The following is a 25,405-nucleotide window of genomic DNA, read 5'->3' as shown; positions in this document are numbered from 1 at the left end:
ACCGTGTCGAAAACCGCCATGCCGGACACCACGCGACCCGCTCGCCTGAACTTCGCGCTCATGTTACCGCTTCTGCTGGCGGCCCAGCCGGTGGCGACCGACAGTTACCTGCCGGCGCTGCCCGAAATCGCCGCCACGCTGGGCTCCGCCAGTGTCAGCCTCACGGTTTTCGCGCTGATATTCGGTGTCGGGCAATTGCCGATGGGCAGCCTTGCCGACCGGTTCGGCCGCCGCCCCGTGCTGCTGACCGGCCTTGCGCTCTATGCGCTGACCGCGCTGGCCGCTGCGCTGGCCTCGACCGCGGCGATGCTGGTGGCCGCTCGCGCGATGCAGGGGCTGGCCATGGCCGCGATACTGGTATGCGCGCGTGCGACGGTGCGCGACCGGTATTCGGCGGGCGACGGTCCGTACGTGATGGCGCGCGGTTTCATGGGGATGGGGATGATGGCGTTCCTCGCCCCGCTCCTCGGTGCGTATGTCGCCCAGCAAGCCGGATGGCGATGGGTGCTCGCCGGGATGAGCGTGTATGCGTTCGGGTTGCTCGTCATGTGCTGGTACGGCTTCGAGGAAAGCTTCGTGCGCAGCCCGCCGAGCCGGAACTCGACCCAGGAGGTGCGCGAGATACTCGGCAATGCCCCGTTCAGGGTATGGACGCTGCTGGCCGCGTCGACGTACACCGGCATGTTCTGCTTTCTGCTGCTGTCGCCGACGATCTACATCGGGCAGCTCGGCATCTCGCCCCAGCGTTATGGCTGGATACCGGCAACCGGGACGCTCGTCTACGTGCTGAGTACGTTTGGCTGCCGCGTGTTGCTGCGCCGCCAAAGCATGTTGCGAACGGTACGACAAGGCGCGACGTTGAGCCTGTCCGGCGCGGTGATCCAGGCATTGGGGTGCGCGCTGCTTCCCGGCAGCATCTGGCCGCTGCTCGTCGGGCATGGCGTGTATTGCCTCGGCCACGGCATTCATCAGCCGTGCGGACAGGCTGGAGCGGTCAGCGGCCTGCCCCACCTTGCAGGCCGCGCCGTCTCCTGGTCCGGCTTCATCATGATGTTCTTCGCGTTCAGCGCGGGCCAGACGGCAGCGAGCTTCACCGATCCGCGCTATCACCTGGGCGCGTGGCCCATGGTGGTGCCGATGCTCGTGGTGGGCGTGACGCTGGTGACGATCGCGTTTGCATGGCTGCCCCGAATCAACCACGCAACCGCGTGACCGCGTGACATGTCGCGGCACGCTCGCCGCTACTCGACGTTGTCCGAAACGTCCGTCATCCGGATCATGTGCGGCTTGACACCCTCGTCTTCCGCCGTGACGGCCTCCTTCGGATGGATCAGTGCCTCGAGCCGCGCTTTCGTCGCGATGAACTCGGGCGTATTGACCTGCGAGAGGTCGCGCGGCCGCGGCACCGGCACCTCGATCAGTTCCTGCACTCCGCCGGGGTTCGCTTTCAGCACCAGGATCCGGTCGGCCAGAAAAATCGCCTCGTCGAGGTCGTGCGTGATGAACAGGATCGTCACGTCGATGTTGCGCCAGATGTCGAGCAGGTGCGCCTGCATCCGCGCCCGCGTCTGCGCGTCGAGCGCACCGAACGGTTCGTCCATCAGCAGGATCCGCGGACGGTTCGCGAGCGCGCGGGCAATCGCCACACGCTGCTTCATGCCGCCCGACAACTGATGCGGATACACGTCCGCGAAACGCGTCAGCCCGACGAGATCGAGCCACTGCAGCGCCTCGCGCTCGGCCTCGCCGCTGCTGCTGCCGTTCATGCGCAGGCCGAACATCACGTTCTTCTTCACCGTGAGCCACGGAAACAGCGTATAGCCCTGGAACACCATCCCGCGATCGGCGCCCGGCCCCTGCACCGGCTTGCCGTCCAGCAGCACCTCGCCGCTCGACTGCGCCTCGAGCCCGGCCAGGATCCGGATCAACGTCGACTTGCCGCAGCCGGACGGGCCGATCACGCACACGAACTCGCGCCGGTGCGTGCGGAAACTGATGTCGTCGAGCGCGATGCATTCGCCTTGCGGCGTCGCGAAACGCTTGCCGACGTGCCGCACGTCGAGTATCACGTCGCGGGCCTTCAGCCGCGCGAAGCGCTCGCGCACCGCGTCGGATTGAACCAGGTAATCGGGAACGGCCTGGGGGTTCTGCATGATGCCCTCTGCGAGAAACGGTCGATGGGGTTGCGTCAACGGATGTCACGCCTTGAGCGTGCGGTCCCACGGAAAGAACCGGCGTCCGAGCAGCCCGAGCACGATGTCGGTGCCGAGGCCGATGATCCCGATCATCAGGATCGCCGCATACACGTTGTCGAAATGCTGGTAGCGCGCCTGCTGGCTGATGTACCACGTGATGCCGGAACTGGTGCCGACGAGTTCGGCGACGATCAGGTAGGTCCATGCCCAGCCGAGCAGGATCCGCTGATCCCGATACAGGTCCGGCAGCACGCCCGGAATCACGACATGCGTGAGCAGCTTCAGCTTCTTCGTGCCGAGCGTCATCGCGGCCTCGAACAGCCCGTATTCGAGCTTGCGTGTGGTATTCGCGATGATCAGCACCTGCTGGAACAGCGTGCCGATCACGATGATCGCGATCTTCGGCGCATCGTAGATGCCGAGTATCGCGACCATCAACGCGCCGAACGCCGGCGCCGGCAGGTAGCGGAAGAACTCCAGGAACGGCTCCTGCAGCCGCGCGAGCGCGCTGAAGGTGCCGCAGACGATGCCGAGCGGCACGCCGATCGCGGACGAGATCACGAAGCCCCAGAAGATGATGCGGATGCTGTGCCACAGGCTCTCGTGCAGCCATACGCCGTCGCGGGAGGCCGGCGGCGTCGTGAACGCCGTGTAGAACGCGCGCAGCACCTGATGCGGCGCCGGCAGGTAGACCGGATTCGCGCGCACGCCTTCGGGCACCGCGGCGTGGGCGGCCCGCGCATGCGCGAGCTCGTCGTCGAACACGTCGCGATCGACCTGCATGCCGGTCTGGAAATAGTCGACGCTGCCTGGATTCGTCACGCGCATTTGCGGATGCCAGACGAACGGCACGTAGCTGATCAGGCACCAGACGGCGAACGGCAGCAGGAACGACGCCAGCCCGAGGGTCCATTTGCCGCGCGTCGTCAGCTCGCGGCGCACCGCGAGCCAGCCGGTCGTGTTGCGGGTCGTTGTCATGGGAATCTCCATTTCGGTTTCGGGTACCGGTCGCGCGGCTGCCGCGGCAGCGCGCGACCGTGCAATCAGTGCAATGCGCCGCCGGACTGCGCGCGGTAGGCCCGCCAGCCGCCGAAGCGCGTGATGTCCTGCGCGTCGCCCAGCGCGACGCTCTCGCACAGGAAGCCCTGCACCCGCGAATCGTCGGCGAGCGTAAGCGTGCCGATACCGAGCGGCGCCGCGATGCCGGCGACGAAGCTGCCGTATGCCTCGACCGGCATCTCCCAGATCTCGACCGCGATCGGCGCGCCGCCGTCCGGCACGCGCACGAGGCCCGGCTTCGCCACGCCGCCGCTCGCCTCGGCGGAGAGCGCATAGAGGCGATAGGCGGGCGCCGTCGTGGTGGCGGCGACGAAGCGCGCGCCGCGTTCCGTGAGCTGGCCGTTCAACGGTTCGCCGCGAAGATGCGCGCCGACGACGGCCAGCCGCACGACGCCGGCCGATGCAGCACGCGGCGTGACCGCGGCTGCCGATGGCCGGAGGTCGCCGGCGCTCGCGGCGCCGTCGCCCCACGCGTGCGCGAGATCGAGCAGCCGCGCATCGTCGTGCGCGCGACCGACGAACGTGATGCCGAACGGCAGCCCCGCGTGCGGCCCGGTTTCGCACGCGCCCGCCGGCACCGCGATTGCCGACAGGTCGAGCAGGTTCACGAAGTTCGTGTAGTAGCCGAAGCGCGAATTGATCGCGATCGGATCGGCTTCGAGCGCGTCGACGGTGGCCGTCGTCGCCGAGGTCGGCATCACGATCGCGTCGAGGCCATCCCACGCGCGGGCCGCGTCGATCCGCAGCGCGGCGAGCCGGTCGAACGCGGTGAACGCATCGGCGGCGCTGAAGCGCGACGCGCCGCCGACGATTTCGCGGATCACCGGATGCAGCGCATCGGGTTCGCGCGCGGCGAACGCGCCGATCGCGGCGAGCCGCTCGGCCACCCACGGGCCTTCGTACAGCAGCCGCGCGGCGGCCAGGAACGGGCCGAAGTCGATCTCGACGAGTTGCGCGCCGGTCGCGCGAAGCCGCTCGAGCGCCGCCGCCCAGGCCGCGCGATACGACGCGTCGCCGAAGAATTCGAGCTGATCGGCCCGCGGCGTGCCGAAACGCACTTGCCCGAGCGGCCGCGCCGCGTGCGCTCGCAAGCCGTCCGCGCCCAACAGCGGTTGCCACGCGCGCCCGTACGGGTCGCCTTCGGTCACGCCGTGCGCGGCGGCGAACACCGTGCGCGCATCGTCCGCCGAACGCGCGAACACCGATACGCAATCGAGCGACCGGCAGGCCGGCACCACGCCGAGCGTGCTCAGCACGCCACGCGTCGGCTTGAGCCCGACCAGCCCGTGGAACGCGGCCGGCACGCGCCCCGAGCCGGCCGTGTCGGTGCCGAGCGAGAACGCTGCGACGCCGAGCGCGACCGCCACGGCCGACCCCGAGCTGGAGCCGCCCGACGCGTAGCGCGGATCGAGCGCATTGCGGCACGCGCCGTAAGGCGAGCGCTGCCCCGAGAGCCCGGTCGCGAACTGGTCGAGATTGGTCTTGCCGACGGGAATCGCGCCGGCCGCGATCAGCCGTTCGACGACGGGCGCGCTGCGTGCCGGCGTGTAGGCGTATGCGGGGCAGCCTGCCGTCGTCGGTATGCCGGCGAGGTCGATGTTGTCCTTGATCGCGAACGGCACGCCGTAAAGCGGCAGCGACGCCATGTCGCGACCGGCCAGCGCGTCGGCATACGACGACATCTCGTCGCGCGTCAGCGGCCGGATCCACGCATGGTGCGGATCGCCCGCGTCGAAATGCGCGGCAATCGCATCGACGAGCGCATGCGGCGTCAGGTCGCCCGCCGCGTAGCGCGCGCGCAGCGCGGCAATCGATTGCAGCCCCGGCAGGATCGAGTGCTCCGTCGTGCTCATGCCACCTCCTCGGCGGCACCCGCCTTCATCACCATCAGCCGCTGCCCGGCCACCACCGCCGCGCCGGGCGCGCAATCGATCGTCTCGATCGTGCCGTCTTCCGTTGCCGTCACCGCCACCTCCATCTTCATCGATTCGACGATCGCGACGACCTGCCCTTCGGTCACGCGCTCACCGGCTTCCACCAGCACCTTCCATACGCTGCCCGACACGTCCGCGGCGATCGCCCGCTGCGTATCGTCGAGCGTGGCCGCCGCCGGCGCCGCATGCGCGTCGTCCTGCTCCGTCTCGCCGACGTATTCCGCATGGCCGGCTGCCCGCCACCGCTCGCGTTCGGCGTCGAATGCGGCCTGCTGCGTCGCCTTGAACGCCGCGATCGAGTCGGCCTCGTCGTGCAGGAAGCCGTTGTAGGCGCGCAGATCGAACACGGAATCCTCGATCTTCAGCGTCGCGCGGCCCGCGATGAAATCCGCGCGCAACTCGCTCAATTCGGCCTCGCTGACTTCATAGAAACGGATCTCGTCGAAGAACCGCAGCAGCCACGGCTTGCCGGCTTCGAATTCGCGCGTGCTGCGGTGACGGTTCCACATCTGCACGGTACGGCCGACGAACTGATAGCCGCCGGGCCCTTCCATCCCGTACACGCACAGATACGCGCCGCCGATGCCGACCGCGTTCTCCGGCGTCCAGGTCCGCGCGGGGTTGTACTTGGTCGTCACGAGCCGGTGGCGCGGATCGATCGGCGTCGCGACGGGGGCGCCGAGGTAGACGTCGCCGAGCCCCATCACCAGGTAGCGCGCGTCGAACACGATGCGCTTCACGTCGTCGATGCTCGCAAGGCCGTTGATGCGCCGGATGAACTCGATATTGCTCGGACACCACGGCGCGTCGGGCCGCACCGACTGCATGTAGCGCTCGATCGCGACGCGCGTCGACGGGTCGTCCCACGACAGCGGCAGATGCACGATGCGGTTCGGCACGCGCATGTCGGCCACGTCGGGCAATTCGCGCTCGGCGGCCTGCAGATGCGCGAGCAGTGTTTCGAGCGGCAGCACGCTTGCATCGAACTGCACCTGAAGCGAACGGATGCCCGGCGTCAGGTCGAGCATGCCGGGCAACCGGTGCGCGTCGAGCCAGCACATGAGGGCGTGCACGCGAAAGCGCAGGTTCAGGTCGAGCACGAGCGGCCCGTATTCGACCAGCACGTTGCGATCGCCCGAGCGCCGATAGACAACGCCGACGCCGCCGGCCGACGGGTCGCGATGCAGCACGCATTCGCCGGGCGCCGCGCAGGCAGCAGCGGCGACGTCGCGCGTCGACTGCACGATCTCGTCAGCCGGTTTCCCGGCCGACGCGCCCGCACGCACGAACTGCACGGTATCGCCCGGCCGCAACTGCCCGAGCTTCCACAACTCGTCGCGCACGACCGTCACCGGACACACGAAACCGCCGAGGCTCGGCCCGTCCGGGCCGAGAATCACCGGCATGTCGCCGGTGAAGTCGACGGCACCGATCGCATACGCGTTGTCGTGGATGTTCGACGGATGCAGCCCGGCCTCGCCGCCGTCCGCACGCGCCCACCGCGGCTTCGGCCCGATCAGCCGCACGCCGGTGCGGCTGGAGTTGTAGTGGACCGTCCATTGCGTGCCGTGGAGCATCGCGATGTCGTCCGGCGTGAAGAAATCCGGTGCGCCGTGCGGGCCATCGAGCACGCCGAGCGTCCACGCATGCGTCAGCACGGGAACGTCGGCCGTCGACAGCGCCGCGCCCGCGTCGCCGCGCCCGGCGTCCGCGTGCAGATGCAGCACGTCGCCCTTGCGCAGCGCGCGGCCCGCGTGGCCGCCGAACTGGCCGAGCGTGAAGGTCGCCTTGCTGCCGAGATAGTCGGGCACCTGCAGCCCGCCCTTGACGACGAGACACGCACGCACGCCCGCGCCCGTCACGCCGCCCAGTTTCAGCACCGCGCCCGACCGCGCGCGAACGACCTGCCAGAACGGCACGGGTTCGCCGTCGAGCGTGGCCGCGAGCGGCGCGCCGCCGAGCGCGAACAGCGTCGCGGTATTGAAGCGCAGCGTCGCGCCGACCATCGTGAACTCGAGCCCGGCCGCGTCGCGCGGGTTGCCGATCAGCGCGTTGGCGAGATCGAACGCGCGATCGTCCATCGGACCCGACGGCGGCACCCCGACACTCCAGTAGCCGACGCGCCCCGGGGACTGCTGCACGGTGGTCTGCACGCCGCCGTCGAGCACGTCGATCGTGTGCGGCGCGAACGCGAAGCGCGACAGAAAGGCGGTCGTCGGCGCGCCGCGCGCAAACGTGTCGGAGCCGGCCACGGCACGCAGGTAGTCGAGATTGGTCTCGATCCCGTACAGCTCGGTCTGTTCGAGCGCGGCCCGCAGCGCGGCCAGCGCGTCGCGCCGCGTGTCGCCGCGCACGATCAGCTTCGCGAGCAGCGGATCGTAAAACGCGCTGATCTCCGTGCCTGCCTCGATCCAGCCGTCGACCCGCACGTTTTCGGGAAACGCGACGTGCGTGAGCAGCCCGGCACTCGGCTGGAACTGCTTGTGCGGATCCTCCGCATAGAGCCGCACCTGAATGCTCGCGCCGCGCGGCGCAACGGCAAGCGTGTCGAGCGGCGGCAGGTCGCCTTCGGCCTGCAGGATCATCCATTCGACGAGATCGACGCCCGTCACCGCTTCGGTCACGCCATGCTCGACCTGCAGCCGCGTGTTCACCTCGAGGAAATAGAACCGCCGCGCGCTCGCGTCGAACACGAACTCGACCGTGCCGGCCGACGCGTAGCTCACCGCGCGCGCCAGCCGCACCGCGCTCGCGTGCAACGCGTCGCGCTCGGCGTCGGTCAGGTCGGGCGCGGGCGTTTCCTCGATCACTTTCTGGTTGCGCCGCTGCACCGAGCAATCGCGTTCGCCGAGCGAGATCGCGCCGCCACGGCCGTCGCCGAAGATCTGCACCTCGATGTGCCGCGCGTGTTCGACGAACTTCTCGAGATACACGCCCGCATGCGCGAAGTTCGCGGTGCCGAGCCGCACGACGGATTCGAACGCCGCGCCGAGCTGCGCGGCATCGCGGCACAGCGACATGCCGATGCCGCCACCGCCCGCAGTGCTTTTCAGCATCACCGGGTAGCCGATCGCGTCGGCTTCGGCGAGCGCCGTCGCCACGTCGTCGAGCAGCCCGGTGCCCGGCAGCAGCGCGACGCCCTGCGCGGCGGCGAGTTCGCGCGCGGTGTGCTTGAGACCGAACGCGCGCATGTGATCGCCGCGCGGCCCGATGAAGCGCAGGCCGGCCGCTTCGCATGCGTCGGCGAAACCGGCATGCTCGGACAGGAAGCCGTAGCCGGGGTGCACCGCCTGCGCGCCGGTCTCGCGCGCGGCCGCGAGGATCGCCGCGACGTTCAGATAGCTGTCGGCCGCCGGTGCCGGCCCGACTCGCACGGCCTCGTCGGCGAGCGCCACGTGGCGCGCGTCGCGATCGGCGTCCGAATAGATCGCGACCGACGCGATGCCGAGGCGCTTCAGCGTGCGGATCACGCGGCAGGCGATTTCGCCGCGGTTCGCGACGAGCACTTTGGAGAATCTCATGCGGCCTCCCAGATCGTCAGCCGCACGGGCGTCGGGTTGTAGCCGTTGCACGGATTGTTGAGCTGCGGGCAGTTCGAGATCAGCACCGTGACGTCCATCTCCGCGCGCATCTCGACGTATTTGCCGGGCGCGGAGATGCCGTCCTCGAACGTGAGCCCGCCGCGCGGCGTGACGGGTACGTTCATGAAGAAATTGACATTGCCGACCAGGTCGCGCTTGGTGAGCCGCGCGCCGGTTCCGCATGTGCAGTGCGCGATCGCGTTGAGGAAACTGTCGCGGCAGTTGTGCATGTAGCGTTTGTCGAGCGCATAGCGCACCGTGTTGCTCTCGGCCGCGCAGGCACCGCCGAGCGTGTCGTGGCGGCCGCACGTATCGGCGACGATCGTCGCCATCGGATTGCCGCGGCTCGAGACGAGCACGCTGCCCGCGCTCAGGTACAGGTTGCGCTGCGCACGGATCGTGTCCTGCGCACTGTAGCGCTCCTCGGGATCGTCGGAGCGGTAGAACAGCGTATCGACGGCCTGGTTGCCCTCGAGGTCGAGAATGCGCAGGACCTGCCCGCGCTTCAGGTCGTACAGCCACGGGTCGCCCGCGTTCAGCGTGACGTCGTGGATTGCGTCGCGCGGGTCGAGACGGCTTTCGATGATCGGCATGGCCTCGCTCCTTATGCGAACAGACGGTCGGTGTTGGCGAAGCCGCGCGTGTTCTCGGCGCACGCGCGCCGGCACGGGTCGTCGTCGGGCGCCGCGCCATCGGCCGGATACGCGCGGTACGCGATCAGCTTCACGGCCTTCGGCGCATAGTCGGGGCGCGGATCGAACGGATGCGGCGCGGTCGAGAACGCCGCGAGCGTGTTCATCTCGAAGCGCAGGTCCAGCGCGCTGCCGGCCGGCGAATGTCCCGCGACGAAATCGAGCGCGCCGTCCTCGCGCGTGTCCAGCTTGCTGAAGAAGTTGACGTTCGCGGCCAGGTCACGCGCCGACAGCCCGTATTTCGCGAGCTCGAGCACGAGACTGTCGCGGCCGTTGCGGATCATCGCGTTGCGATCGGCCTGGTACGACGTCGTGCCGTACTTGTGCGCAAACAACCGCGCATCGCCGACGCCGCCGAGCGGATCGTGCCAGCCGAGCGTATCGGCGGTGATCGACGCGATCACGCGCCCCATGTCCGTGTACAGCGCATGGCCGCGCGTGAGATGCGCGGTGTGCTGCGCCTTCAGCGTGTCGGCCATGTTGTAACGTTCGAGCAGGTCTTCCTGGCGATGAAAGACGGCAGACAGGTTCGCGCCGCCGTCGACGTCGACGATGCGCAGCGCGAGACCGCGGCGCAGGATGCCGGACCAATGGGTTCCGGCAGGAATCAGCGTTTCCCACGCGACGTGCGGCGGTGGCGCGAGGACAGAGACGGGGGTGGCTTGGGGGCTCGGCGACATGGCGGCTCCGGGGTCGGTTGGACAAAAGGCGTGAGAGGGCGACCGAACGACATCGCGACCTCCCGGGCTTTTATCCCTCCGTGGAGCCTCGCCGTTTCCTCGCATCGAGGCAAAGGCAAGACCGGATTGCTCTCGGACCAGGCATCGCGCGGCGTACGCCGCACGACCGGAACCCTAGCGATCCTGAAGATGATGCAAATTGCTTCGCACCTCTCGAACGTCGATCAAGCGAATTGCGTGCCAACGTCCTCGCCCCGACCGCACGACGCCGTACGGCGGCGCGCCGACGCCCGGCATGCGCGAAGCCGCCGCGTCCGCTTGCCCCCGCACCGGGCGCGCGGCGCACCACGCACACGCGAACGCGCACCGGCGCAGTGCGTGCAATGCGATCGCGCATGGTGCGATACACGGTGGCACGGGCATTGCTGAATCGGCACACCGTCACTCGATGTCCCGCCCCTCATGAACAAGCTCGACCTGCTCCGGCGCGTATTGACCGCGCTGTTCGCCGCCCGCTTCATCGAACTTCAGCGCGCCACGCGCCGCCGCTGAAACGCGCCGCCGCGTGCCGTTGGCACGCTTCTCGCTCGGCATGACGCCGAGAGGTGCGGCGGCGTCGCATCTTAGGGGTGCTAGGGTTCCGGTTCACCGAACGTCTGGTCCGAGAGCAGCCCGGCGCGGGTTCGTCCGATCGCGAGAGCGGACGCGCATGCGCTACACGGCGGGACAAAAGCCCGGGAGATTGGCGATGGCAACGGCCATCGTGCCTCTCCGTGGCCGCTTTTTCCGTTCCGCATCCGCAGGAACCGGTCACGCAGTCGGACCGTGCGTTCGCGCGCGGTCCGTATCGACGATCCCGATCCCGGTCTCCTGGAGAACAACGATGACCCGTCCCGCCCCGGCGTTCCGCCGCCTGTCGTCCTTCCGTTTCGTCCGCCACGCAGTGGGGGCCGCCGTCGCGGCTGCCGCGCTGTGGGCGGCCCCCGCCGCGCAAGCCGCCGCCCCGCTGAAGATCGGCTACAGCGACTGGCCCGGCTGGGTCGCGTTCCAGGTCGCGCTCGACAAGGGCTGGTTCAAGGAAGCCGGCGTCGACGTCGATTTCGAATGGTTCGATTACTCGGCGTCGCTCGACGCGTTTTCGGCGGGCAAGCTCGACGCGGTCGCGGCGACCAACGGCGATGCGCTCGTCACCGGCGCGTCCGGCGCGAAGAACGTGATGATCCTGCTGACCGACTATTCGGCCGGCAACGACATGATCGTCGCGAAGCCGCCGTTGCGCACCGTCGAGGCGCTGAAGGGCAAGAAGGTCGGCGTGGAACTCGGCCTCGTCGACCACCTGCTGCTTGAAACCGCGCTGCAGAAGCACGGGCTCAAGAACAGCGACGTCACGCTCGTGAATGCGAAAACCAACGAACTGCCGCAGGTGCTCGGCTCGTCGGCCGACATCGCCGCGGTGGCCGCGTGGCAACCGAATGCGGGCGAAGCGTTGAAGCGCGCACCGGGCGCGCGGGCGATCTTCACGTCGGCCGATGCGCCGGGGCTGATCTACGACGCGATCACGGTCGCGCCGACGAGCCTCGCCGCGCGCCGGGCCGACTGGGCGAAGGTGGTCAAGGTCTGGTATCGCTGCGTCGCGTACATCAACGATCCGAAGACGCAGGGCGACGCGGTCAAGATCATGTCGGCACGCGTCGGACTCGCGCCGGAACAATACCTTCCGCTGCTGAAAGGCACGCACCTGCTCGACGAGGCCGCCGCGAAACGTGCGTTCCGCAAGGGCGACGGGCTCGACTCCATCTACGGCTCGACGCGCAATGCGAACGCGTTCAACGTGCGCAACGCCGTGTACAAGCAGTCGCAGGACGTCGACGCGTACATCGATCCGCGGTTCACCGCGCCGCATTGACGGCGGCCGGCCCGCGTGCCGCCCCGGTTACCGATCCGGCCGTTCCCGACGAACGGCCGCGCGGTGGCCGCCGCGGGCCGACTGTCGAATCGGCGCACGCTGCCACCAGCCGGTCGCGAGCAACAGCGCAGGATCTCTAACGCAGAAATCCGGATGCACCATCCCACAGCAGTTTCAGGGCCGTGACCATCAGCAGGCCATAACAGGCTCGGTACATCTGACGCTGGTTCAGCCTGTCATGCAGGCGCCAGCCCAGCCAGACGCCCGCGGGAATGGCGGGAAGGCAGATGGCCATCAACGCCCAGACAGCGCCCGTCGGCCTCGCCAGCGCCAGCCAGGGCAACGCCTTGAGGAGGTTGCCTACCGTGAAAAACATGCTGGTCGTCCCGGCATACATCTGCTTGCCAAGACCGAGCGGCAGCAGGTACATCGCCAACGGCGGCCCTCCGGAGTGCGCGACCATCGTGGTAATGCCCGAGGTCATGCCGGCTGCGACCGCTTTGCGCGACGAGCGCGCACGCACCACGACTTCACCCCCTCGCATGAACCACATTCCGACGAACGTCAGTGTCACGACGGCCATCACGATGGCGATTGCCCGGTGGTCCAGCCCGCGAAACAGCACATAACCGATCCCGATGCCGACGACCAGTCCGGGCACCAGCCACACGAGGTCGGGCTTGGACCAGGTCGACGGCTTCCAGTACCGCAGACCGAACAGATCCATTGCAATGAACAGCGGCGCAAGCAAGCCGCCCGCCGTGACGGGATCCATGACGAGCGACAGCAGCGGGATGCCGACGATGGCGAAACCGCCACCGAAGGCGCCCTTCATGAAGCAGATCAGGAAAACACCGGCGAAAGTGATGAGGATGACAGTGACGTTCAGTTCCATGTTGCCTCCCTTCCCTTCACCTCGGTAACGGGAAGCGTATTCGGTGAGATCGACCCCGCAAACGACGGCGCATGCAGTCCGGCGCGCCGGGTCGGTGTGACGCTCGCGCTGACCGTCAGTGCGGCGATCTGCCGGAAATCGCGGGTCTGGCTTGAATCGACAACGCATCGTAGTTCGCCATGTCAGTACAATCAAATTATTGTCATGGATACATCCGGCGATGTCTTGGACGTGCAGCAGCCTGCCAGGCCGGCTCCCTTCAGTTCTTTTCCGGGCCGGCAAGCGTCATCCGGATCGCAGGTTTCGGCGTATGTAAATCTGTCGAATTGCACCGTAATTTCTGATCCTGGAGGCGCGTGACCTGCACAAATGTCGATGCGTAAAGGCGAGCGACTGCGACAAGACGCGAGAAGCGTTGGTATCACGCGCGATGTTTGGAAGATAATCGGTACATTCAAACGATTGTATTGAATCGACATGCCTCGACTTCGCTACAAGGAAGTGGTTGACCGGTTCGCGGCGGACATCCACGAAGGTCGACTGCGTCCTGGAACCCGACTGCCGACCCACCGCGATCTCGCCGCGCGAGAGGGCCTGTCGCTCGCGACCGCCACGCGCGTCTACGCCGAGCTCGATGCAATGGGATTGGTCAGCGGTGAAACCGGCCGCGGCACGTTTGTGAAGGAAGTGCTTCCGCGCGGTCATGGCGTCGATCTCCAGGCCTGGAACGACGGCGCGATCGACCTGAACTTCAACAACCCTTCCATGCCGGGTCAGGGCGAGCTTCTGAGAACGGCGCTGCGAGAGCTGGCGGGGTCAGGCAACCTGGACGCATTGCTTCGCTACCATCCCCATGGCGGGCGGCCGCACGAGCGGGAGACCATGGCCCGCCATCTGACGAGCCGCGGCTTGTCGGCGTCACCCGAGAACACGCTGCTCGTGAGCGGCGCACAGCACGGGCTCACCGCGACCGCCATGGCATTGCTCGACCCCGGCGACGTCGTCGCGGTGGACGCGCTGACGTACCCCGGTTTCAAGCTGACCGCCGAGGCTTTCCGGCTCGAACTCGTGACGATTCCAGGTGCGGCAGACGGCCCCGATCTGGATGCCCTGGCGAAATTGTGCCGGCGAAGACGGGTGCGCGCGATGTACACGATGCCGACCCTGCATAACCCGCTGGGATGGGTGGTGAGCGCCCGTCAAAGGCGTCATCTGGTGTCCATTGCCCGGCAACACGGACTGATCCTGATCGAGGATGCGGCTTATGCCTTTCTGGAGAAGCGTCCGCCGCCGCCGCCGCTTGCGATGCTTGCGCCCGAACTGACGGTGTACGTGTCCAGCTTGTCGAAGAGCGTCGCGACGGGGCTGCGCATCGGCATGGTCAACGCACCGCGCGACTGGGTCGGCAAACTGGAACGCCCGATCCGGGCGACCGTCTGGAACACGCCCGCCGCCATGACGGCGATTGCCTGCGGCTGGATCGAGGACGGCACCGTTGCAAGGCTCGAAGCGGAGAAACGGCGTGACGCTTCCCTGCGCCAGGCCGTCGTGAGCGAAGTCCTCGGTCATTTGAAGCCGGTCCGTCACTCCTCGTCGTACTTCGTCTGGCTGCCGCTGCCACACGAGGTTCGGGCGGATGCCGTTGCGAAGGCGTTGCTGCGTGAGCGCATCTCGGTGTCGACGGCACATCCCTTTGCTGCGTCGAGACACGTTCCGCACGCCGTTCGCCTGGCACTGGGTTCGGTCGACCTCGACACGCTCCGGCGCTCCCTCGAGACAGTCGCGAACGTGGTGAAAGACCATACTGATCGGTAGTCCGTCTTGTCCCGGCCGGCATTGCCGGCCTGCGAACGCCGGATCTCGTCCCACCTGCCGGTCACCTCCCGCCGCCGCATCGAGTCGCCGTCCGGCGTCGGTCCGATTCCGTGCCACGGCCCGACGCCCCGAAGTCACCGCGCAAAGAACAAACGGGGCGCACCGGATCGCCTCTCCCGATCTCGACTGCAAGCCATGGCTCGCCTTCCCGCAGCGTCAATCCGTTCGCCGCCGGGCTCGCAACCGGACGCAGGTCGACTCCGCGTCGCGAGGCGCCGGGCGATACCTTCATCGCCCGGCGCGCTCATGCCTCCGTCGTCACGCTGGCGCTGGGTTCGAGCGCGGAACGGCTTTCTCCTGCCGCGGGCCGGATCTTGAACCAGATCGAGTACATGGCCGGCAGAAACACCAGCGTCAGAATCGTTCCGGCGAAGGTTCCTCCGATCAGCGTATAAGCCAGCGTGCCCCAGAACACGGAATGGGTCAGCGGAATGAACGCCAGCATCGCGGCAACCGCCGTCAGGATCACCGGCCGCGAGCGCTGCAGGGTCGCCTCCACCACCGCATCGAACGGCATCATGCCCGCGTGCGTGTTCACCTCGATCTGGCCGATCAGGATCAGCGTGTTGCGCATCAGGATGCCGGACAGCGCAATGAGCCCGACCAAGGCGTTGATGCCGAAGGGCTGATTGAACAGCAGAAGCGTCGGCACCACGCCGATCAGACCCAGCGGACTGGTCGCGAACACCATCATGGTCGCGGCAATCGAGCGCGTCTGGAAAATGATGATGAGCAACGTCAGCGCGATCATGATCGGAAACAGCGGCGCGAGTGCATTGGTCGCCTTGTTGGCCTCCTCGATGGAACCGGCCTCCTCGATCCGGTAGCCGCCCGGCAGCTTCGCGATGATGGGCTGCAGCTGCGCGAGCATCGCGGTCGACACATCGGGCGGTTGCAATCCTTCGGCGATATCGCCGCGCACGGTGATCGTCGGCGTTCGATCGCGACGGCGCAGGATCGGATCCTCCATGCGGATGTCGACCTTGCCGACCTGCGAGAGCGGCACCCGCTGCCCCGCGGTACCGACCAACGTGAATCCTTCGATCCGTTGCGGGTCGAGCCGGGTGTCTCCCGCCGAACGCGCGACCAGTTCCACCGAACGAATGTCCTCGCGCACGTGCGTGACGGGAATCCCGGTCAGCAGGAATTGCAGTTGCTGCGCGACCGAGCTGGACGTCAGCCCGAACGACCCGAGACGAGTCTGATCGAGCGTGAAGTGCACGGTGGGTACGCGCGGCCCCCAGTCGGCGTTCACCGTTCGCATCATCGGGCTGGCGTTCATCGTCCGTTCGACCTGTGCGGCGATCGTGCGCAACGTCCCCGCGTCCGGGCCCATGACCCTGAACGCGACGGGGTAAGGCGAGTAAGGGCCGAACACCAGCTGCGTGACGCGAACCTGCGCCCCGGGCACCAGGCCTGCGGCGACGACCTTGCGCAGACGGAATTTGAGCGCTTCACGTTGACGCTCGTCGTTCGTGCGGATCACGATCTTCGAGAAGGACGAATCCGGCAGCTCCGGAGACATCGCCAGATAGAAGCGCGGCGCGCCCTGCCCGATGTACGAGGTCACGATCTGCGCTTCCGGCTGCTTCGCGAGCCACGCCTCGACCTTTTCCGTTGCCGACGCGGTCTGCTCGATCGAAGTCCCGTAGGGCATCTGCACTTCGACGAGCACTTCCGGGCGATCGGACGTCGGGAAGAACTGCTTCTTCACCAGTCCCATGCCCATCACGGCGATCACGAACGATGCCACCACGATCCCGGCGACCATCCACTTGCGGCCGATCACGCGCCCGAGGAAACGGCGAAAGCGCTGGTAGTTCCGCGTGTTGTAGATCGCCTCGTGGCCGCCTTCGATCACGGCGATGTCGGGCAACAGCTTGACGCCGAGGTACGGCGTGAAGACGACGGCCACGACCCACGACGTGATCAACGCGATGCCGACGATCCAGAACATGTTGCTCGTGTATTCGCCCGCCGTCGAGCGCGCGAAGCCGTTCGGCATGAAGCCGACCGCCGTGACCAGCGTGCCCGACAGCATCGGCGCGGCCGTGTGGCTCCACGCATAAGCCGACGCCTGGACGCGGTTGTAGCCCTCCTCCATTTTCACGACCATCATTTCGATGGCGATGATCGCGTCGTCGACGAGCAGGCCCAGCGCGAGAATCAGCGAACCGAGCGTGATGCGGTCGAAGCTCTTGTCCGTGACGGCCATCACGACGAAGACCCCCGCGAGCGTCAGCGGCACCGCCGCCGACACGACGATGCCGACGCGCCATCCCATGCTCGCGAAGCTCACGACCATCACCACGAGCAGCGCGACGAAGAACTTGACCATGAATTCGTCGACGGCCGAATGGATATTGACGGCCTGGTCGGTCACCTTCGTGAGGCTCATGCCGAGCGGCATCCCGCCGTTGATCGATGCGACCTCCGCGTCGAGCGCCTTGCCGAGGTTGAGCCCGTTCCAGCCGTCCCGCATCACGACGCCGAGCAGCAACGCCGGTTCGCCGTTGTTGCGAATCTGGAACGTGGCCGGGTCTTCGTAACCGCGTTCGACGGTCGCCACATCGGAAAGCTTCAGCGTGCGGCCCTGAACGACGATCGGCGTGTCACGAATGGTCTGCAGCTTGTCGAACGCGCCTTCGACGCGAATGAAGACCTGCGCGCCCGCCGTATCGATCGAACCGGCCGGCGTCAGAACGTTCTGGTTGTTCAACGCGGCGAAGATCTCCTGCGGCGTCACGCCGAGCGTCGCGAGCCGGTCGTGCGAAAACGAGACGTAGATCCGTTCCGCCTGCTCGCCGATGATGTTCACCTTCTTGACGCCCGGCACATGAAGAAGCCGCTGGCGCAATCCCTCGGCGTCGCGCACCAGCACTCGTTGCGGCTCGCCTTTCGCCTTCAGCGCGAACAGCGCGAACGTCACGTCGGAGTACTCATCGTTGACGAGCGGGCCGATCACGCCGGGCGGCAGGTTGCCCGCTTCGTCATGCAGCTTCTTGCGCGCCTGATAGAACTCCTCGGGCACGTCCGCGGGCGGCGTACTGTCGAGCAAGGTCACGGTGGTGAAGGCCAGCCCCGGACGCGTATAGGTCTCGGTCCGGTCGTACCAGCGCAGTTCCTGCATGCGCTTTTCGAGCGGCTCGGCCACCTGGTCCTGCATTTCCTGCGCGGTCGCGCCGGGCCACGCCGTGATGACCGTCATCGACTTGACGGTAAAGGGCGGATCTTCGGCCCGCCCCAGTTTCAGGAAGGCCACCACGCCGGCGATCGAGATCAGGATGATCAGAAACAGCGTGACCGAGCGCTCCCGCACCGCGAGCGCCGACAAGTTGAAGCCGCTCATCGCGCCGCTCCTTGCGCGGAGACGGATGCCGCGATCATCTTGTCATTGGCGAGACGCACCTGCTCTCCGTCGTGCAACAACTGGGCACCGAGCGCGACGACCTGGTCGCCGTCGCGAAGGTCGCCCGTCACCGTCGCACTGTCGTCGCTCAATGCGGTGACGCGCACCTTGCGCCAGGTCACGCGCGACTGGGCCCGATCGACCGTCCAGACCCCGGTGCCCGTGCCTGGATCGAACACCGCGCCGACCGGTACCACCATGCCGGCGGGTGCCTGGCCGGCGTCGCCGGCGAGATCGAGCGTCACGGTCGCGCCGAGCGGCGCATTCGACAGCGCGCCCTGGAGAACGTACCGCGCCTCGTAGGTCCGTGTCAGCCGATCGGCGGAGTCGGAGAGCTGGCGCAGGACGGCGGGAACGGGCTTCTGGGCCGCGCCGTACAGCGTCGCCTCGGCGATCGAGCCGGATGCGGGACGCAGCGTCTCGGGAAGCTGGACGACGGCCTCGCGGGGGCCGGCATGCGCGAGCCGCACGACGATTTGTCCCGGCGCGACGACCTGGCCGGGCTCCGCCAGCGTCTCGACCACCACGCCGTCGGCGTCCGCCATGACGACGGCGTAGCCGGACGCGTTGTTGGCGAGCACCGCCTGCGCCTGCGCCGCGACGAGCTGGGCCTTGGCGGAGTCGGCCGCCGCCTTGAGCTGGTCATAGGTCGATGCCGAAACCGCGCCGGCCGCGACGAGATCCCGATAGCGCGCCTCGTCGGCGGCCGTCTGCGTCGCGCGCGCCTGGGCGGCATCCACGAGCTTCTGCTGCGCACGGGCCTGCAGCCCCAGGTCGATCGGATCGATGCGCATCAGCGGCTGGCCGCGCTTGACCGTCTGGCCCGCGTCGACCAGCCGCTCGATGACCTTGCCCTGAACCCGGAAACCGAGATCGCTCTGAACGCGGGCGCCCACGACACCCGAAAACGACCGGCTCGCCCCCGCCGCGCCGTGAACGGCGCTCGTACGCACAAGTGGCGCCTCGGTGCGCGGATCGGCGGCCGGATGCTCGCCGCATGCCGCGAGCGCAAGCGAAGCCACGCCCAATGTGTAGACAAAATGATGGCGCCGGAACATGAGGTCCCCTCTCGCAAAGAACAGGAGCCCTCATTCTGATACCAGTGACCAATTCAGTCAACAGTCACAAAAAGATTCATGGCGCGAGACTTCTGAGTACCAGGTTCGCAAGTTGGGTCGTCGCCTCTTCCGCACCCTCGAGGTTGTACTGGAGCAGCAGCGGATTGAAATAGGGCTTCATCACCAGAAAGATCCCGTTCACCGCCTCGTCTTGCGGCGTCTTGCGTTCGAATTCGCCGGTTTCGCGCCCGAGCCGCAGGATCTCGGCGACGAGTTGCCGGATCTGGTCCTCATAACCCTGGACCGATGGCCAGGGCGATGCGGCCGACACGGCGGCGATGTCGTAAAGCTTGCGATCCTGGAAGAAGAGCTCGCTTCCGGATGAAAGCAAGGTCTTGAACATACAGCGAAATTTTTCCGTCGCGCTGTGCGCGCCGTCGATATTTTCCTTGACGGCGGTGATCATCGCGGCGAGGCGATTCGCGCAGATGACTTGACCGATCGCCTGCTTGGAATCGAAGAATTTGTAGATATAGGCTTTTGAAAACCCGATTTCCTTCGCGAGGTCGGAAACGGTGGTCTTTTCGTAGCCGTAGCGGCTGAAGTATTCCGTTGCGGCGTCGACGATCTGCGCGCGAACTTCGTGGTCCGAGGGGCCGCGGGACGGGGAGGCGGAGGGAGTCGGTTTGTTCATGTCTCAAGCTTAGCCGCTCACTCGCGAGTTGACAACGTGTGACCATATTGTATATTGGTCACACTATCCGCTCTCCCGTTGCGCTCCCGAGATGATCATGCCCCTGCACCGTCCACTTGTTCTCCTGGCCAGCGTCGCCGCCCTTTCGGCGTGCGCCGTGGGTCCCGACTACCACCGCCCGGATGCGCCGCTGGCGCAGCACTACCTGACCCAGCCGTCCGCCGGCACGGCACAGGCTCCGGTTGCCGATCTCTCCGCCTGGTGGGAAAGCTTCAACGACCCGCTGCTCACGCGTTACGTTTCGCTGGCGCTGGCGCAGAACCTGGACCTGGCTCAGGCCGTCGCGCTAATCACTCAGGCACGCGCGCGCCTCGGCGCGGCCAACGCGGCGCTCCTCCCGTCGGCCTCGGTTTCCGCGTCGGCGGCACGCGCCTATCAGTCCGTCGACACGCCGTTGGGGCAATTGCTCAATGCCACGCCGGGTTACGCGCGCTGGGGCACCGAGTACGAAACCAACCTGGAGGCCGGTTGGGAGATCGACATCTTTGGCGGTCTGCGCCGCCAGCGTGAAGCCGCGCTCGCCGATTACTCGGCGACGCAGGCGGCGGCGGTCGCCACCCGCCTTGCCGTCGCGGCCCAGACCGCGGACCTCTACGTCACGATCCGGGGGCTCCAGGCCCGTCTGGACATCGCGACCCGGCAGGTGCAGACGCAGCAGACACTGCTCGCGGACGTGAAACTCCTGTATTCGAAAGGTGCGGCGGCCGACTATCAGGTTCAGCAGGCGCAAGGCGCGCTCGATCAGGTTCAGGCCGGCGTGCCCGTCCTGCTCGCGGCGCTCGACGCGGCGTCGAACGCCCTCGACGTGATGCTCGGCACGCCTCCCGGCACGCACCGCGCGGAGCTGAGCCCGCCCGCCATGATCCCCGTTGCGCCGTCGCTCGCGGAAATGGGCACGCCGGCCGATCTGCTGCAAAGACGTCCCGACCTGATCGCCGCCGAACGTCACCTCGCCGCGGCCAATGCGCGCATTGGCGCCGCGATCGGCGAGTACTACCCGACGGTCTCGCTGAACGCCTTCCTCGGCAGCGCGACCGCCGCCGCCACCGGTACCTTGTTCTCGAGCGGCGCCAACCAGGCGGCCGGCCTCGTCGGGCTGCGCTGGCGCCTGTTCGATTTCGCGCGCATCGGCGCCGATGTCGAAGCGGCGAAAGGCGCCGACGCGCAGGCACTCGCGGCCTATCGGCAGGCCGTCCTCCGCGCGTCCGAGGACGTCGAGAACTCGCTCTCGTCATTGGTGAATCGACAGGCGCAGGCGGCCACGCTGTCGCATGCCGAGTCGTCGTTTTCCCGCGCCAAGGATGCGTCGATGGCCGCGTACCGCAGCGGTGCGGCGAGCTTCATCGACGTATTGCACGCGAACGAGACGCTGCTGCAGGCCGCCGACGCGCGCGCGCAAGCACAGACGGAATCCGCGCGGGCCGCGATCTCGACGTTCAAGGCGCTCGGCGGCGGCTGGGACCCGGCATCGCACGTCGGTCAGACGTCGTTGAGTTCACGCTGACGAAGCCGCCCTGCGTTGGCGCGCGCAACGACGCCCGCGCACCGTCCGGTTCCGCGCGAGTGCGAATCGCACCATTGCCGTGCGCGTCGCACCCGCGATCGGACAGCGTCACGCGCGTGACTGCACGCATCGCGCGGCCGTCATCGAATTGCGATAAATTGGGCCTGATTTCATTTGAACCCGCCGTCGGGCAAAGGCACGCCAAGCCCGACCGGGCGCACTCCAGGGCGCGATGAATGAACGACAAGGATCCTGTCGATTTCGGTCAACCGGTTGCAGACGACACGCTCGCCAGACGGTTTCTCCTGCGAGACGCACCGACCGTGCGGGCCGGCGTTTTCTCCCACGGGCAACCGATTTCGTTCACCCGGTTGATCAACCCGCGGCCCCAGCCGGGGCGCTCGCTCACGCCGCAACCGGAGGAAGCCTTCGTCTTCCAGATGCCGCTGATACTCGGCCCCGATCCCGGCCTCCGTTATTCAAGCGGCAATCTCGACGCGTCCGCGTCGTGCAGTCCCGGCAGTTGCTTTCTGCTCGACCTGCGCTCGAGCCCGACGCGCCGTCTCGACATGCCGTTCGATACCATGCGGCTCTATCTGGCCCAGGACGCGATCGAGGAATTCACCGATCAAAAGCGGCGCCGGCGCATAGGAGGACTCGTGCAGCCGCATCTCGGCGCCAGCGACCCGGTGCTGCTCAGTCTGTCGCATACGCTGCAGACGGTCCTGCAGCAGCCCAACCTGACGAGTGCGCTGTTCATCGATTACCTCGCGCTGGCGTTCTGCGAACACGTCGTCACACGCTATGGCCGAGCCGATCCGGCGCTCCGGCCGCGCCGCTCCGGACTCGCTCCTTGGCAGATGCGGCGCATCGAGGATTATTTCGCGTCCCACCTGCACGACAATCCGTCGATCGCCGATCTCGCGCGCGAGTGCAATCTCTCCACCAGCTACTTCGGCGAAGCCTTCAAGCAGACCACCGGCAGCACGCCCCATCAGTGGCTGCTCAAGCGCCGAATCGAGCGTGCGAAATCGCTGTTGCGGGACACCGATGCGAGCCTGGCCAGCATCGCGTCGGACTGCGGATTTTTCGACCAGAGTCATTTCTCGCGCGTGTTCTCGCGTCTCGAGGGGTGCGGGCCGAAAGACTGGGCGCAGCGCAACCGATAGCACCGCACCGGTGCAAACGTCACGGGCGGCGCATGTGTGTCCGCTCGACATGCGCCGACGCACCCCGCACCGCCGCCTCCTGATCCGGATTCAGCCCCTGCCCCCGGTATTCGACGGTCGTCCGCGAATCGTCCAACGAACCGGTGTTTTATACAAGATCGCGCGGGCACCCCGCGGGTACGCTTCTCTCACATCGACTCGTCGATGCCTCCGTGGCGCGTCACTCGTCGAACGGGTGGCCATCGCGGTCCGGCCGTTTCATGTCGGCGCACCTGCCGAAATTGCACGTTGATTTTCCCGTAAAGCCTCGCGCGGCCGCCCGCCCCGAAACGGCATGGCGCTGCGCCGGTCCGCCCACCCCTCCTGGAGTCGACGCATGAAAAATCGCGATACGTCTACGCGTCTCGATCACGCAACCGGTGCGCCCGTCGCCGACAATCTGAACATCGAAACGGCCGGCCCGCGCGGTCCCGCGCTGCTGCAGGATATCTGGCTGATCGAGAAACTCGCGCACTTCGACCGCGAGGTCATTCCCGAACGACGCATGCACGCCAAAGGATCGGGCGCGCATGGCGTATTCACGGTCACGCACGACATCACGCGCTACACCAAGGCGAAACTCTTTTCGGAAATCGGCAAGGCAACGCCGGTATTCATGCGCTTTTCGACAGTCGCCGGCGAGCGCGGCGCCGCCGATGCCGAACGCGATATCCGGGGCTTCGCGGTGAAGTTCTATACGGAAGAAGGAAACTGGGACATCGTGGGCAACAACACGCCCGTGTTCTTTTTCCGTGATCCGCTGCGTTTTCCCGATCTCAATCACGCGATCAAGCGCGACCCGCGCACCGGACTGCGCAGCGCAAACAGCAACTGGGACTTCTGGACGCTGCTGCCGGAGGCGCTTCATCAGGTCACGATCGTCATGAGCGACAGGGGCATCCCGCGCAGCTATCGTCACATGCATGGATTCGGCAGCCATACGTTCAGCCTCGTCGATGCCGACAACCAGCGGACGTGGGTGAAATTCCACTTCCGTACGCAGCAAGGCATCGAGAATCTGACCGACGGCGAAGCCGAACAGCTCGTGGGCAAGGACCGGGAAACGCATGGCCGCGACCTTTACGAAAGCATCGAACGCGGCGAGTTCCCGCGCTGGACCCTCTTCATTCAGGTGATGAACGACGACGAGGCCAGGGCGCTGCCGTTCAACCCGTTCGACCTGACCAAGGTCTGGCCGAAAAGCGATTTCCCGCTGATCGAGGTCGGCGTGCTCGAATTGAACCGCAACCCGGGCAACTACTTCGCCGAGGTCGAGCAGGCCGCGTTCTCGCCCGCGAACGTCGTGCCCGGCATCGGCTTTTCGCCGGACAAGATGCTGCAGGCGCGGCTCTTCTCTTATGGCGACACGCAACGTTATCGGCTGGGCGTGAACTTCAATCACATTCCCGTCAATGCGCCGAAGTGCCCCTTCCACAGCTACCACCGCGATGGCGCCATGCGCACCGACGACAACCTCGGCGGCACGCCGTCCTACTACCCGAACAGTGCCGGCGAGTGGGAAGTGCAGCCCGATCTTCACGAGCCGCCGCTGCGAATCGAGGGCGACGCCGCACATTGGGACCACCGTGTGGACGTCGATCACTTCGCGCAGCCCGGGAATCTGTTTCGCCTGATGAGTCAGGCGCAGCGACAGGTGCTGTTCGACAACACCGCCCGGCAGCTGGCCTCCGTCCACGCGCCTATCCAGGAACGCCACATCCTCCATTGCGCGAAGGCGGACCCCGAGTACGGCGCGGGCGTTCGCGAGGCCCTCGCGAGAATCGGGGCGACGGCTGCGGCGAAGTAACCGGCCGTTCGCGTGCGGCGTCCGCCAGGACGCCGGCATCCGCTCACATTTCGATGGAGAACCGTCATGTCGCAGGTCATTCAGGATGTCGCCGTGCCCGACAGTCAGCTTGCACGGGAAATTACCGAGTTCGTGCGCGACACGTCCACCCCGCTGCTCTTTCATCATTCGAGCCGCGTCTATTTGTTCGGCGCCCTGGAAGGCGTGCGTCGCGGCCTGAAATTCGATCCGGAACTGTTGTACGCGGGCGCCATGTTCCATGACATCGGCCTCACCGGCGCGTACAGCAGCGCCACCGAGCGCTTCGAAGTCGACGGGGCCAATGCGGCCCGCGACTTTCTCTCGGGCCGTGGCATCACCGCGGCCGACATCGACCTCGTCTGGACGGCCATTGCGCTGCATACCACGCCCGGCATTCCGCGCCATATGCACCCGGTCGTTGCGCTGGTGACCGCCGGGGTCGAGATGGATGTGCTCGGCCTTTCGTACCACGCGTTCTCGCACGAGGAACGCGAAGCCGTCACGCATGCGCATCCGCGCCCGCCGCACTTCAAGGAAGAGATCATTCAGGCGTTCTACAACGGCATCAAGCATAAACCGGAGACCACGTTCGGCAACGTGAAAGCCGACGTGATCGCCGACAAGGAGCCTCATTTCCATCGGGGGAATTTCTGTTCCGTCATCCGCAATTCGGCATGGCCGGGTTGAAGATGCCATGTCCCGCGCATCGACGGCCGGCCAGTCGCGCCGCGCCAGGCGATCGCGACCGCATGCAGGTCCGCATTGGCAGAAAACACCGGCGATCGCATCGTGCGAGACGGCAGGCCGGTGTCCATCAACGGAATCAT

Annotated in this window: 17 protein-coding genes and 2 riboswitches; of the genes, 7 read left to right on the top strand and 10 right to left on the bottom strand. The window is 67.0% G+C overall.

The features are described 5' to 3' along the window. The first annotated feature begins 18 nt into the window (after positions 1 to 18). Entirely contained in the window at positions 19 to 1,212 is a 1,194-nt protein-coding gene (locus tag HWX00_RS10910) for an MFS transporter (RefSeq protein WP_069706450.1), read from the top strand. A 29-nt stretch (positions 1,213 to 1,241) separates the two neighbouring features. On the opposite strand, the gene HWX00_RS10905 is transcribed toward HWX00_RS10910, so the two are convergent. From HWX00_RS10905 to HWX00_RS10880, 6 genes are all read right to left on the bottom strand, one after another. Beyond that, a complete protein-coding gene (locus HWX00_RS10905; protein ID WP_049028185.1) occupies positions 1,242 to 2,153 on the bottom strand; it encodes an ABC transporter ATP-binding protein in 912 nt (303 codons plus the stop codon). 45 nt (positions 2,154 to 2,198) lie between these two features. Further along, positions 2,199 to 3,173 carry an ABC transporter permease gene (locus tag HWX00_RS10900; RefSeq protein ID WP_059562099.1) on the bottom strand — a complete coding sequence of 325 codons (975 nt, stop codon included), beginning with the start codon at positions 3,171 to 3,173 and terminating at the stop codon, positions 2,199 to 2,201. A 65-nt stretch (positions 3,174 to 3,238) separates the two neighbouring features. Next, positions 3,239 to 5,107 carry an allophanate hydrolase gene (gene atzF / locus HWX00_RS10895; protein ID WP_069706400.1) on the bottom strand — a complete coding sequence of 623 codons (1,869 nt, stop codon included), beginning with the start codon at positions 5,105 to 5,107 and terminating at the stop codon, positions 3,239 to 3,241. Then, a complete protein-coding gene (uca, locus tag HWX00_RS10890; RefSeq protein ID WP_069706401.1) occupies positions 5,104 to 8,709 on the bottom strand; it encodes an urea carboxylase in 3,606 nt (1,201 codons plus the stop codon). The genes atzF and uca overlap by 4 nt, the downstream gene beginning before the upstream one ends. Continuing rightward, on the bottom strand, positions 8,706 to 9,362 hold the full coding sequence (locus HWX00_RS10885; RefSeq protein WP_034190452.1) for an urea amidolyase associated protein UAAP2: 657 nt from the start codon (positions 9,360 to 9,362) through the stop codon (positions 8,706 to 8,708). The genes uca and HWX00_RS10885 overlap by 4 nt, the downstream gene beginning before the upstream one ends. Before the next feature lie 11 nt (positions 9,363 to 9,373). Continuing rightward, complete coding sequence (locus HWX00_RS10880; RefSeq protein WP_034190451.1) at positions 9,374 to 10,141, bottom strand: urea amidolyase associated protein UAAP1; 768 nt, start codon at positions 10,139 to 10,141, stop codon at positions 9,374 to 9,376. A gap of 57 nt (positions 10,142 to 10,198) precedes the next feature. Beyond that, positions 10,199 to 10,330: riboswitch (guanidine-I (ykkC/yxkD leader) on the bottom strand. A gap of 432 nt (positions 10,331 to 10,762) precedes the next feature. Beyond that, positions 10,763 to 10,884, top strand: a riboswitch (guanidine-I (ykkC/yxkD leader). A gap of 140 nt (positions 10,885 to 11,024) precedes the next feature. Here HWX00_RS10880 and HWX00_RS10875 point away from each other — a divergent pair. After that, positions 11,025 to 12,047, top strand: coding sequence for an ABC transporter substrate-binding protein (locus HWX00_RS10875; protein ID WP_124671155.1), 1,023 nt, complete (start codon positions 11,025 to 11,027; stop codon positions 12,045 to 12,047). Positions 12,048 to 12,183: 136 nt separating this feature from the next. On the opposite strand, the gene HWX00_RS10870 is transcribed toward HWX00_RS10875, so the two are convergent. Then, a complete protein-coding gene (locus tag HWX00_RS10870; RefSeq protein ID WP_124609960.1) occupies positions 12,184 to 12,942 on the bottom strand; it encodes a sulfite exporter TauE/SafE family protein in 759 nt (252 codons plus the stop codon). A gap of 477 nt (positions 12,943 to 13,419) precedes the next feature. Here HWX00_RS10870 and HWX00_RS10865 point away from each other — a divergent pair, with 477 nt between their 5' ends. Further along, positions 13,420 to 14,757: an aminotransferase-like domain-containing protein gene (locus HWX00_RS10865; RefSeq protein ID WP_175027775.1), complete on the top strand. Its 1,338-nt coding sequence runs from the start codon at positions 13,420 to 13,422 to the stop codon at positions 14,755 to 14,757. A gap of 304 nt (positions 14,758 to 15,061) precedes the next feature. Here the strand turns inward: HWX00_RS10865 and HWX00_RS10860 are convergent, their stop codons facing one another. From HWX00_RS10860 to HWX00_RS10850, 3 genes are all read right to left on the bottom strand, one after another. Beyond that, a complete protein-coding gene (locus tag HWX00_RS10860) occupies positions 15,062 to 18,166 on the bottom strand; it encodes an efflux RND transporter permease subunit (protein ID WP_175027776.1) in 3,105 nt (1,034 codons plus the stop codon). Then, complete coding sequence (locus HWX00_RS10855) at positions 18,163 to 19,284, bottom strand: efflux RND transporter periplasmic adaptor subunit (RefSeq protein WP_059562115.1); 1,122 nt, start codon at positions 19,282 to 19,284, stop codon at positions 18,163 to 18,165. Before HWX00_RS10855 ends, HWX00_RS10860 begins: the two co-directional genes overlap by 4 nt. Before the next feature lie 76 nt (positions 19,285 to 19,360). Continuing rightward, entirely contained in the window at positions 19,361 to 19,978 is a 618-nt protein-coding gene (locus tag HWX00_RS10850; protein ID WP_049035844.1) for a TetR/AcrR family transcriptional regulator, read from the bottom strand. Positions 19,979 to 20,075: 97 nt separating this feature from the next. On the opposite strand from HWX00_RS10850, the gene HWX00_RS10845 reads away from it, so the two are divergent. The 4 genes from HWX00_RS10845 (at position 20,076) to HWX00_RS10830 (ending at position 25,265) form a co-directional block, all read left to right on the top strand. Further along, positions 20,076 to 21,542, top strand: a complete 1,467-nt coding sequence (locus HWX00_RS10845) for an efflux transporter outer membrane subunit (protein ID WP_175027777.1) — start codon at positions 20,076 to 20,078, stop codon at positions 21,540 to 21,542. Between the two features lie 236 nt (positions 21,543 to 21,778). Continuing rightward, positions 21,779 to 22,711 (top strand): helix-turn-helix domain-containing protein, encoded by a 933-nt coding sequence (locus HWX00_RS10840; RefSeq protein ID WP_124609957.1) that lies wholly within the window; start codon positions 21,779 to 21,781, stop codon positions 22,709 to 22,711. Between the two features lie 376 nt (positions 22,712 to 23,087). Beyond that, complete coding sequence (locus HWX00_RS10835) at positions 23,088 to 24,557, top strand: catalase (RefSeq protein WP_124609956.1); 1,470 nt, start codon at positions 23,088 to 23,090, stop codon at positions 24,555 to 24,557. A 66-nt stretch (positions 24,558 to 24,623) separates the two neighbouring features. Continuing rightward, positions 24,624 to 25,265, top strand: coding sequence for an HD domain-containing protein (locus tag HWX00_RS10830; protein WP_034190444.1), 642 nt, complete (start codon positions 24,624 to 24,626; stop codon positions 25,263 to 25,265). The last annotated feature ends 140 nt before the right edge of the window (positions 25,266 to 25,405 follow it).

Source organism: Burkholderia seminalis DSM 23518 (assembly GCF_902832885.1).
GTDB classification, from domain to species: domain Bacteria; phylum Pseudomonadota; class Gammaproteobacteria; order Burkholderiales; family Burkholderiaceae; genus Burkholderia; species Burkholderia seminalis.
The sequence above is the reverse complement of the archived record's forward strand: the minus strand, read 5'-3'. Positions and strand labels throughout refer to the sequence as shown.

What these genes read in the sequence shown, in the direction of transcription:
- atzF (WP_069706400.1), bottom strand. Translation starts at nt 5,107, where the DNA reads ATGAGCACGACGGAGCACTCGATCCTGCCGGGGCTGCAATCGATTGCC.
- HWX00_RS10870 (WP_124609960.1), bottom strand. Translation starts at nt 12,942, where the DNA reads ATGGAACTGAACGTCACTGTCATCCTCATCACTTTCGCCGGTGTTTTC.
- HWX00_RS10885 (WP_034190452.1), bottom strand. Translation starts at nt 9,362, where the DNA reads ATGCCGATCATCGAAAGCCGTCTCGACCCGCGCGACGCAATCCACGAC.
- HWX00_RS10835 (WP_124609956.1), top strand. Translation starts at nt 23,088, where the DNA reads ATGAAAAATCGCGATACGTCTACGCGTCTCGATCACGCAACCGGTGCG.
- HWX00_RS10880 (WP_034190451.1), bottom strand. Translation starts at nt 10,141, where the DNA reads ATGTCGCCGAGCCCCCAAGCCACCCCCGTCTCTGTCCTCGCGCCACCG.
- uca (WP_069706401.1), bottom strand. Translation starts at nt 8,709, where the DNA reads ATGAGATTCTCCAAAGTGCTCGTCGCGAACCGCGGCGAAATCGCCTGC.
- HWX00_RS10905 (WP_049028185.1), bottom strand. Translation starts at nt 2,153, where the DNA reads ATGCAGAACCCCCAGGCCGTTCCCGATTACCTGGTTCAATCCGACGCG.
- HWX00_RS10845 (WP_175027777.1), top strand. Translation starts at nt 20,076, where the DNA reads ATGCCCCTGCACCGTCCACTTGTTCTCCTGGCCAGCGTCGCCGCCCTT.
- HWX00_RS10830 (WP_034190444.1), top strand. Translation starts at nt 24,624, where the DNA reads ATGTCGCAGGTCATTCAGGATGTCGCCGTGCCCGACAGTCAGCTTGCA.
- HWX00_RS10840 (WP_124609957.1), top strand. Translation starts at nt 21,779, where the DNA reads ATGAACGACAAGGATCCTGTCGATTTCGGTCAACCGGTTGCAGACGAC.
- HWX00_RS10850 (WP_049035844.1), bottom strand. Translation starts at nt 19,978, where the DNA reads ATGAACAAACCGACTCCCTCCGCCTCCCCGTCCCGCGGCCCCTCGGAC.
- HWX00_RS10865 (WP_175027775.1), top strand. Translation starts at nt 13,420, where the DNA reads ATGCCTCGACTTCGCTACAAGGAAGTGGTTGACCGGTTCGCGGCGGAC.
- HWX00_RS10855 (WP_059562115.1), bottom strand. Translation starts at nt 19,284, where the DNA reads ATGTTCCGGCGCCATCATTTTGTCTACACATTGGGCGTGGCTTCGCTT.
- HWX00_RS10875 (WP_124671155.1), top strand. Translation starts at nt 11,025, where the DNA reads ATGACCCGTCCCGCCCCGGCGTTCCGCCGCCTGTCGTCCTTCCGTTTC.
- HWX00_RS10910 (WP_069706450.1), top strand. Translation starts at nt 19, where the DNA reads ATGCCGGACACCACGCGACCCGCTCGCCTGAACTTCGCGCTCATGTTA.
- HWX00_RS10900 (WP_059562099.1), bottom strand. Translation starts at nt 3,173, where the DNA reads ATGACAACGACCCGCAACACGACCGGCTGGCTCGCGGTGCGCCGCGAG.
- HWX00_RS10860 (WP_175027776.1), bottom strand. Translation starts at nt 18,166, where the DNA reads ATGAGCGGCTTCAACTTGTCGGCGCTCGCGGTGCGGGAGCGCTCGGTC.